Origin of the sequence: Peribacillus sp. NPDC058002, from assembly GCF_042886655.1 — a bacterium.
GTDB classification, from domain to species: Bacteria; Bacillota; Bacilli; order Bacillales; family DSM-1321; genus Peribacillus; species Peribacillus aracenensis.
Window position 1 is genome coordinate 1 of sequence record NZ_JBHVQU010000170.1, and the last position, 7,888, is coordinate 7,888.

Below are 7,888 nucleotides of genomic sequence, written 5' to 3' on the forward strand. Positions count from 1 at the left end.
GGAGCGGAAGTGCGAGACTCCTGCGGGAGCAGCGGGACAGGTGAGACCCCACAGGGAGCTCACCGCCAGCCCCGCGGAAAGCGGGCAATGGAGGGGAAATCAACCGCACCGCATTATCTTGTAGTGGTTTGCAGTTTTCATATGTTTACTAACACGCAACCCCCTCCCTCCAACATCAAACTGATGACCTCGGCAATTTATTGGCTTGTTCCGTTTGAAAACCGTATTATTGTTTAAGAAGAAGCGCAGAAATTGAAAAAACTGCATACTTTCTTCATATTTTTTCGCTAAACTGACTTTATTCTATAAGAAGGTGAATGCTCCTGAAAATCTCACTTAAGCTCGGACTATCTATATTTGTTTGCATTTTTTTGTTGGAAACCGTTTCCATGGTTTACTTGCATAATAAAGTGATACATTCGCGTGTCAATCAGGAATTGGAGTCACTGAAGGCCCGTGGCAATAGTCATCGTGATGTGTTGGAAATTACATATTCTGGCTCAACCCTTCAGCATATCGGCCTGATGGAATCACATACCGATACGGATGTTGTGATTACGGATACAAGAGGAGCTATTCTGATCTCTTCCGAAAAGGTAAATGGGGGAATGAAAAAAATTTTAGCTAAAAACCTCCCGTATGTCCCCCGAAAAGGTCTGATCATCCAATCGAGTTGGAAGGATGAAAGATATATAGCCACCGTTACGCCATTTATCAGCGATGAAGAAAACAAAGGCTATGTTTATATGTTTAAGGATACAAGAGAAGTGGAGGATTTAATCGCACAATTGAATAGGCATTTCCTTCTTGCGACTGCTTTGCTCCTTTTCTTCATGCTTGTCATCATTTATTTTCTATCAAAGGCTTTGACCAGGCCACTGATATCGATGAAGGAAGCGACAACCAAGCTCAGCAAAGGGAATGTTTCTGTGGCTGTGCCCGTACGATCTCATGATGAACTTGGGGAGCTTGCCCAATCCATTCAAAGCTTGGCTGATGAATTGAACTATTTAAAGAAGGAACGCAATGAATTTTTGGCAAGTATTTCTCATGAACTGCGAACGCCGCTAACTTATATAAAGGGATATGCCGATGTTGCCCGACGGAAAGATCTGGATGATTCCGAACGGTCACGATACCTAGAGATCATTCATGATGAATCCGAACGATTAAACAGATTATTGGACGAACTCTTCAATATGGCTAGAATGGATCTAAATACATTCACGATATCAAAAGAAACCGTCCAGCTCTCCTCATTCCTGCGAAACATTCACGAAAAAGTTTTACCGGCTTTCACAAATGAAAGAATTCAATTGAATCTGGAATGTAAGGATGATTTATTTATCGAAATAGATCCTTCACGGTTTGAGCAAGTCATTCTTAACCTGCTGGATAATGCGCTGAAGTACTCGAACGAATATACAGTCAGCACCATCAAAGCCACTGAATGCCTTGGCAGGATTTCCATCTCCATAATCGATCAAGGGGTTGGCATTCCCCCTGAAGATATCCCCCATATCTTTGATCGTTTATATCGTGTCGAGAAATCACGCGCCAGAGATACCGGTGGATTCGGATTGGGACTCTCCATCGTCAAGCAATTAGTGGAGATACAAGGAGGAACCATTTCGGTTAAAAGCAACTTGAAGCAAGGAACGTGCTTCACCATCACATTTAAGGAGATAACAAATGAAGACAGTAGTTCTGGTTGATGATGAACAGAGAATGCTTGATCTATTAGAGCTATACATGAAACCTCACGGATATACATGCATGAAGATTAAATCTGGATATGAAGCCATACAGTTCTTAAGGCATAAACATGCGGACATAGTACTTCTAGATGTAATGATGCCTGAGATGGATGGGTGGGAAACGTGCGAAAGGATCCGTGCGTTTTCCAATATTCCCATAATCATGCTCACAGCCCGGGATGCTGCACAAGAAATGGTGAAAGGGTTGAAAAAGGGCGCAGACGATTATATTACGAAACCCTTTAATGGAGATGTTTTACTTGCCAGAATCGAAGCGGTCACGCGGCGAGTGCATAAACAGGATGATCATGTGATCTTTAGGGGGCTAAAATTAAATGAATCCGCTTATGAAGCACATTATGATACCAAAACAATCCCATTAACACCAAAAGAGTTCTCACTGTTGTGCTTGTTTTTAAAATCCTCAGATCAGGTGTATTCCAGAGACCACCTCCTTTCGACCATATGGGGATATAAAACGGATACGGAAGATCGGACAATCGATTCCCATATTCGAAATATTAGAGAGAAACTGCGTCATGCCGGTTTTCCAGCAGATCAACATTTGAAAACGGTCTGGGGCATCGGATATAAATGGAGTTCCGTGGATTGATATGAATTTCATTTCTGAGGCATTACTATCCAGCGGACCTTTTTCCATTGCTGTAAGTTTAGCATTCAATATATTGATTAGTGTGCTTGGTTTCATTCCAAGCGTATTCATCACGGCTGCCAATATCACCGTGTTTGGATTTGAAAAGGGATTGATCCTTTCTTACGTGGGGGAAATTGGCGGAGCAGTGGTCAGCTTTTGGTTATATCGAAAGGGCTTTCAAACATTCAAACCCAAGTTCATGAAGAACCGCTGGGTCATGCTGCTGCATAAGTCACAAGGCTATCATGCATTTTGGATGATCCTGATGCTTAGGCTCCTTCCTTTTATTCCATCCGGCGTGATCAACCTTACAGCAGCATTAAGCAAGACGGGAATGCTGCTTTTCTTTCTCGCGACATCCATCGGAAAACTGCCTGCCCTCCTTGTCGAAGCGTATTCGGTATCACAAGTATTGAAGGCATCAGGCGATGTAAGAATTGTTTTGGTACTGCTGATTCTGGTAATCGCAATCGTTTATTACTTTAATAGAAACAAGAAAAAAGGAATGTAGTAAAAAGGCTTCTCTACTTTTAGGGTAAATTGGCAGGGATTATCTTTTCTACCCTATAATAGGAGCCGCCCCCCTTGGTCTCCAATGGTTAACGACCAGATCCAGAAGGCAGATGCGACCTTTTCTTTCCATGAAGGCATTACCATCCCATTATATCGGGATAAGATATTATGAGTTCGTTGTTTAATAGATCCCTGTGCTGCGATCGGTTTCTAAACCTTTTTTCTGCGCCGCCTTTTCATTAAAATAACAAAAGAAAGACGCCACGATGGATGGGTCGAAATGCTTTCCTTTTTGTTCGTTTATGAATGATAAGGCCCGCTCCACTGACCAGGAATCTTTATACGGCCTTCTGCTGGTCAATGCATCGAACACATCCACAATGGCAACTATTCTAGCTTCCAATGGGATGTCCTCACCTTTCAAACGATGTGGGTATCCAGTTCCATCCCATTTTTCATGATGATGGAGGATGATGTTTTCAGCCACTTCCAGGCTGCTGATTACATCATGGTTTATTTCCCTTGAAATCTTATTCAATATATCGGATCCCATTAATGGATGCATCTCGATGATTTTTCGTTCATATGGAGATAACGGGCCAGGTTTGTATAATATCCCCTCAGGAATTTCCGCTTTCCCGATATCATGCAGAATACTTGAATGAACGATATGATTCATATAGCTTTTAGATAGTTCCAGCTGGCATCTTCGATTATGAACCATGACTAGCTGCTCGGTTAGGTTTTGAACTCTCAATAAATGCTCTTCAATGCCTGGATCACGGATTTCGCATGAAATGGCGAGAACCTTTAACAATTCCCTTTGGGTCTCTGCCCTTTTCTTTTCCGAAAGGTAAATCCCTTCTTTCAATTGTTCCAGTTCACGGAATATCCCGACAAAATACCACTGCCCTCCTAGTTGAATAGGAGTAATCGTAATCGAGGAGTGCCAAATGTCACCCGATTTCTTTCGGTTGGTGAAGACCCCTGACCAAGGATTTCCCTTCTTTAACTCGTTTTTCAGGGATGTATATGTAAACAAAGGTGTTATCCCTGACTTTAGGAATCCAGCTTTGAACCCAATGATACTGTTCCTTGAATACCCTGTCGTCCTTTCATAATAAGCATTAATATCAAGTATGCGATGATCTTGATCCGTAATGATGACGGCATCCCCCAACTTTAAATACGCTGCAAATTCAGATGGCACCCTTGTTTTCCCTTTCAATATCTATACCTCCAATAGCTGGATTTCCAATCCTGTCTCTTCATTTTTCTCATTTTCACGGCTCACTCCGTTCATGATTAAAAATCTCAACATATAGGCTAAATGAACTACATTCGGATGATAAAGTATATAATACCATACAAGTTTTAGATACAATAGTTACTAAGCAATGTTTTGTGTGTAAGTGATGAACTACAAGTTTCTGTCTGCACCACGTATCAGCCTTCGAATTCCTTTTAAGCTTATTTCATGACGAAGGGTAAATTGGTTCATTTCCGCAAATGTTACACTTATATAATGAGCTAATGCCTATACTATCCTCCTGTTTTCTGGAAAAAAGAATGAAAATATTGTGTTTTAATGGGAAATTCCTTTATAATGCGCATTAGATGATTTTTTAGCATTGAATACGAAAGGAGACTGAAATATGAAGAAATTATTATACCCAATCATCATTGGATTATTGGCAGTTGTTCTGACGGCTTGTGGTTCGAACGATGAAGCTGATAAGAAAAATGACGACAAAGAGACTAAAACAACTGAGAAAGAAACGGCTAAAGCAACTGAAGAACAGCAAAAACAGATGGAAGAAATGCAGAAGAAACTAGACAAGCAAAAGGTGGATGAAAAGAAAACGGTGGCCATCGTCAATGACGAAAAAATTTCGGGTGCGGAATATAATACCGTGTTGTCTACCACACAAATGCAGATGCAGCAATTCGGACAAGATCCAACAACCAAGGAGGGAGCCAAACAAATTAAAGAGCAAACGCTCAACTCTTTAGTTGGGCAGACTTTGCTGCTTCAAGCAGCAGATAAAAAGGGCTACACAGCTTCCAAAGCCGAAATTGAAAAGCAACTTGCCGAAATCAAAAAGCCATATGAGAGTGAAGAGAAATTCAAGGAAGCGATGAAGCAAGCAGGCCTGAATTCAAAAATGCTGAATGCTCAGATCGCAGAGAATATCCCATATACGAAGTATGTTGAAAAAGAGATTAAAGTGGAAGAAGTAACTGATGAAGAAATCCAAAAGTATTATGACCAGGTTGCAGAGCAAGCTAAAACAAGCGGACAGAAGGTACAGAAACTCGAAGAAATGAAGCCGCAAATCAAGAAACAATTAGAGCAGCAAAAGAAACAGGAAAAGCTTGTTAAGCATGTGGAAGAACTTCAGAAAAATGCTAAGGTCGACATTAAGATTTAATGATGAAAAGAGCTGCCAAAAATCGGCAGCTCTTTCTTTATGGTCTTCGGTCCCCTTACTAACACTAACGGCTTTTTCAAGTTTATTTATTCACCCGTTTTCGAGAAACGTTCAATTCTTTCTCCAATTTCATCACGAACACGTTGGAAGGCAGCCCATATTTCTTCATAAGTTCCTTCTGCTTTTGCCGGGTCTTCAAAGCCCCAATGTTCACGTTTAACTTGCGGTGGCGTCATTGGACATTTGTCTGCCGCATCGCCACATAATGTGACCACAAAATCGGCATTATTCAATATGTCAGGGTCAATGATATCGGAAGTTTGATTGGAGATGTCCAATCCAACTTCATTCATTGCTTTTACAGCTTTGGGATTCAATCCATGGGCCTCGATTCCTGCACTAAGCACTTGCCATTCGTTACCTAAATATTTCTTCCCCCACGCCTCTGCCATTTGACTTCTGCAAGAGTTACCTGTGCATAGGAAGTAAAGTGTTTTTTTAGCCATATAGTTTTCTCTCCTTTATGAGTAAAATGATGTGTTTAGTGAATAATGTTCAACCATATATATAGGCCGACTAATGTGATGAACAATGTTGGGATGGTTAGGATGATACCCGTTTTGAAGTAGGTTCCCCATGAGATTTTCACACCTTTTAATGAAAGGACATGCAGCCATAATAATGTAGCCAAAGAACCGATCGGTGTAATTTTCGGTCCCAAATCCGAACCAATGACATTTGCATAAATAAGAGCCTCCCTAATCGCTCCCGTTGTATTCGTATCGGAAATGGCAAGAGCGTCTATCATGACCGTCGGCATGTTATTCATAAGGGATGAAAGAATAGCTGCGATGAATCCCATCCCGACAGTAGCAGCGAATAATCCTTGATCAGCAGTCACTTGAATAAGGTCAGCTAAAATATTCGTCAATCCAACGTTTCTTAATCCATACACCACGACATACATTCCAATGGAGAAGAACACAATCGCCCATGGTGCGCCTTTTACAACGGTCTTGGTATTAACAGCTGGGCTTCGTCTTGCCATAAACAAGAAGAAAATGGCGATAACACCTGCAATGATGGATACAGGAATGTTGAAAAATTCACTGATAAAATAGCCTACCAACAGAACCCCTAAAACAATCCCAGACAGGCGAAACATTTTTATATCACGAATGGCATCAACTGGCTTCTTTAATTGAGCCATATCATAATTCTTCGGAATGCTCTTTCTGAAGTACAAATATAATACCAGGATGCTAGCCGCTAATGAAAACAGGTTGGGAACGATCATTCTAGATGCGAACTCAATAAACCCGATATCAAAAAAGTCAGCAGAAACAATGTTGACCAAATTACTTACGACAAGAGGTAAGGATGTAGTGTCCGCAATAAACCCACTCGCAATGATAAATGGGAAGATCATTCTCTCTTCCAACTTCAGGTTTCGAACCATCGCCAAAACAATCGGAGTTAAAATGAGCGCGGCTCCATCATTTGCGAAGAATGCAGCGACTAGAGCTCCGAGAATGCTCACATACACAAACATCCTTACTCCATTTCCCTTGGCCGCTCTCGCCATATGCAAGGCAGCCCATTCAAAGAAACCAATTTCATCTAAAATTAAAGAAATAATGATAATAGCAATGAACGCCAACGTCGCGTTCCATACAATACTTGTAACGGCAATTACATCATTGAAGTCAACAACCCCAACGAGTAAGGCAAGTACCGCACCCCCGCATGCTGACCAGCCGATTGACAATCCCTTGGGTTGCCAAATGACGAGTGTCAATGTCAGCAAAAAGATGATACTCGCTAATATAACTGTACCCACTGATGTTCTCCTCCTCGTTAGTCACAACAAATTCGTTTTCCTTGTGCTGTTAATTCTTCTACTTTAAATGCTTGACTCGGCAAATCCTTGATAACCGTTTGAATAAATGAGTGAAACGCGGATGTTTGGTTTAACGAGTAAAATATCCATTGTCCCCTTCTCGCTTCATTCACGATTCCGCTATCTTTCAACTTTCGTAAATGTTGGCTAATAGCAGGTTGGCTCATATCAAACAGGTCTACAAATTCACAGACACAGCATTCATGTTCAGACATAATTTTCACCATCGTCAAACGTGTTTTATCACCTAAAAGTTTAAGAACATTTGCCGTAGCCTCTATATCCAACGCTTCATTCGTTTGCATGTTATCCCTCCTAGCCTAATCGAATATATAATCAAATGCTTATGTTGTTATCCAATATCATTGTATAAGCATATTCTTATTTAATCAAGACTTAAATATTCAACAAAATAATTTTTAATTTTTGTCTGCTTAAAAGATGGTTTCACTTTGAACTAACGGGTCAGGATAATTCAGTAACGTCGCTAAGACATATAGTGAACAATCAATAAAAGATAGTGTACCACTGTCTCTTTTTGTATGGATTAAAGAAAAGAAGAATTATTTCATCTTAATCTAGTGAAATTATTCTATGTTTTAATTCTGAATTCATATCTAAAACACCTATC

Annotated in this window: 9 protein-coding genes; 5 read left to right on the plus strand and 4 right to left on the minus strand. The window is 40.6% G+C overall.

All coding sequences use genetic code 11. From position 1 onward, the window contains the following. The 4 genes from ACFVSH_RS20270 to ACFVSH_RS20285 all read left to right on the plus strand — a co-directional run. On the plus strand, positions 1-237 hold a 237-nt coding region (locus ACFVSH_RS20270), incomplete at its 5' end, for a hypothetical protein (RefSeq protein WP_387707524.1). A gap of 152 nt (positions 238-389) precedes the next feature. After that, positions 390-1,715: a HAMP domain-containing sensor histidine kinase gene (locus ACFVSH_RS20275; RefSeq protein WP_387707526.1), complete on the plus strand. Its 1,326-nt coding sequence runs from the start codon at positions 390-392 to the stop codon at positions 1,713-1,715. After that, positions 1,693-2,370 carry a response regulator transcription factor gene (locus ACFVSH_RS20280; protein ID WP_387596741.1) on the plus strand — a complete coding sequence of 226 codons (678 nt, stop codon included), beginning with the start codon at positions 1,693-1,695 and terminating at the stop codon, positions 2,368-2,370. The genes ACFVSH_RS20275 and ACFVSH_RS20280 overlap by 23 nt, the downstream gene beginning before the upstream one ends. 1 nt (position 2,371) lies before the next feature. Continuing rightward, positions 2,372-2,923, plus strand: coding sequence for a TVP38/TMEM64 family protein (locus ACFVSH_RS20285; protein ID WP_387596744.1), 552 nt, complete (start codon positions 2,372-2,374; stop codon positions 2,921-2,923). Between the two features lie 183 nt (positions 2,924-3,106). On the opposite strand, the gene ACFVSH_RS20290 is transcribed toward ACFVSH_RS20285, so the two are convergent. Continuing rightward, positions 3,107-4,153: an HD domain-containing phosphohydrolase gene (locus ACFVSH_RS20290; RefSeq protein WP_387707528.1), complete on the minus strand. Its 1,047-nt coding sequence runs from the start codon at positions 4,151-4,153 to the stop codon at positions 3,107-3,109. A 427-nt stretch (positions 4,154-4,580) separates the two neighbouring features. On the opposite strand from ACFVSH_RS20290, the gene ACFVSH_RS20295 reads away from it, so the two are divergent. Continuing rightward, the gene (locus tag ACFVSH_RS20295) at positions 4,581-5,357 is read left to right on the plus strand and encodes a SurA N-terminal domain-containing protein (RefSeq protein ID WP_387596749.1); all 777 of its coding nucleotides are present in this window, start codon (positions 4,581-4,583) and stop codon (positions 5,355-5,357) included. An 86-nt stretch (positions 5,358-5,443) separates the two neighbouring features. Here the strand turns inward: ACFVSH_RS20295 and arsC are convergent, their stop codons facing one another. From arsC to ACFVSH_RS20310, 3 genes are read right to left on the minus strand one after another with little or no spacing between them, the layout of a single operon-like run. After that, positions 5,444-5,863: an arsenate reductase (thioredoxin) gene (arsC, locus tag ACFVSH_RS20300; protein ID WP_387596752.1), complete on the minus strand. Its 420-nt coding sequence runs from the start codon at positions 5,861-5,863 to the stop codon at positions 5,444-5,446. A gap of 35 nt (positions 5,864-5,898) precedes the next feature. Next, the gene (locus ACFVSH_RS20305; protein ID WP_387707530.1) at positions 5,899-7,197 is read right to left on the minus strand and encodes an arsenic transporter; all 1,299 of its coding nucleotides are present in this window, start codon (positions 7,195-7,197) and stop codon (positions 5,899-5,901) included. Between the two features lie 17 nt (positions 7,198-7,214). Further along, on the minus strand, positions 7,215-7,562 hold the full coding sequence (locus ACFVSH_RS20310) for an ArsR/SmtB family transcription factor (RefSeq protein ID WP_387596758.1): 348 nt from the start codon (positions 7,560-7,562) through the stop codon (positions 7,215-7,217). Positions 7,563-7,888 lie beyond the last annotated feature (326 nt).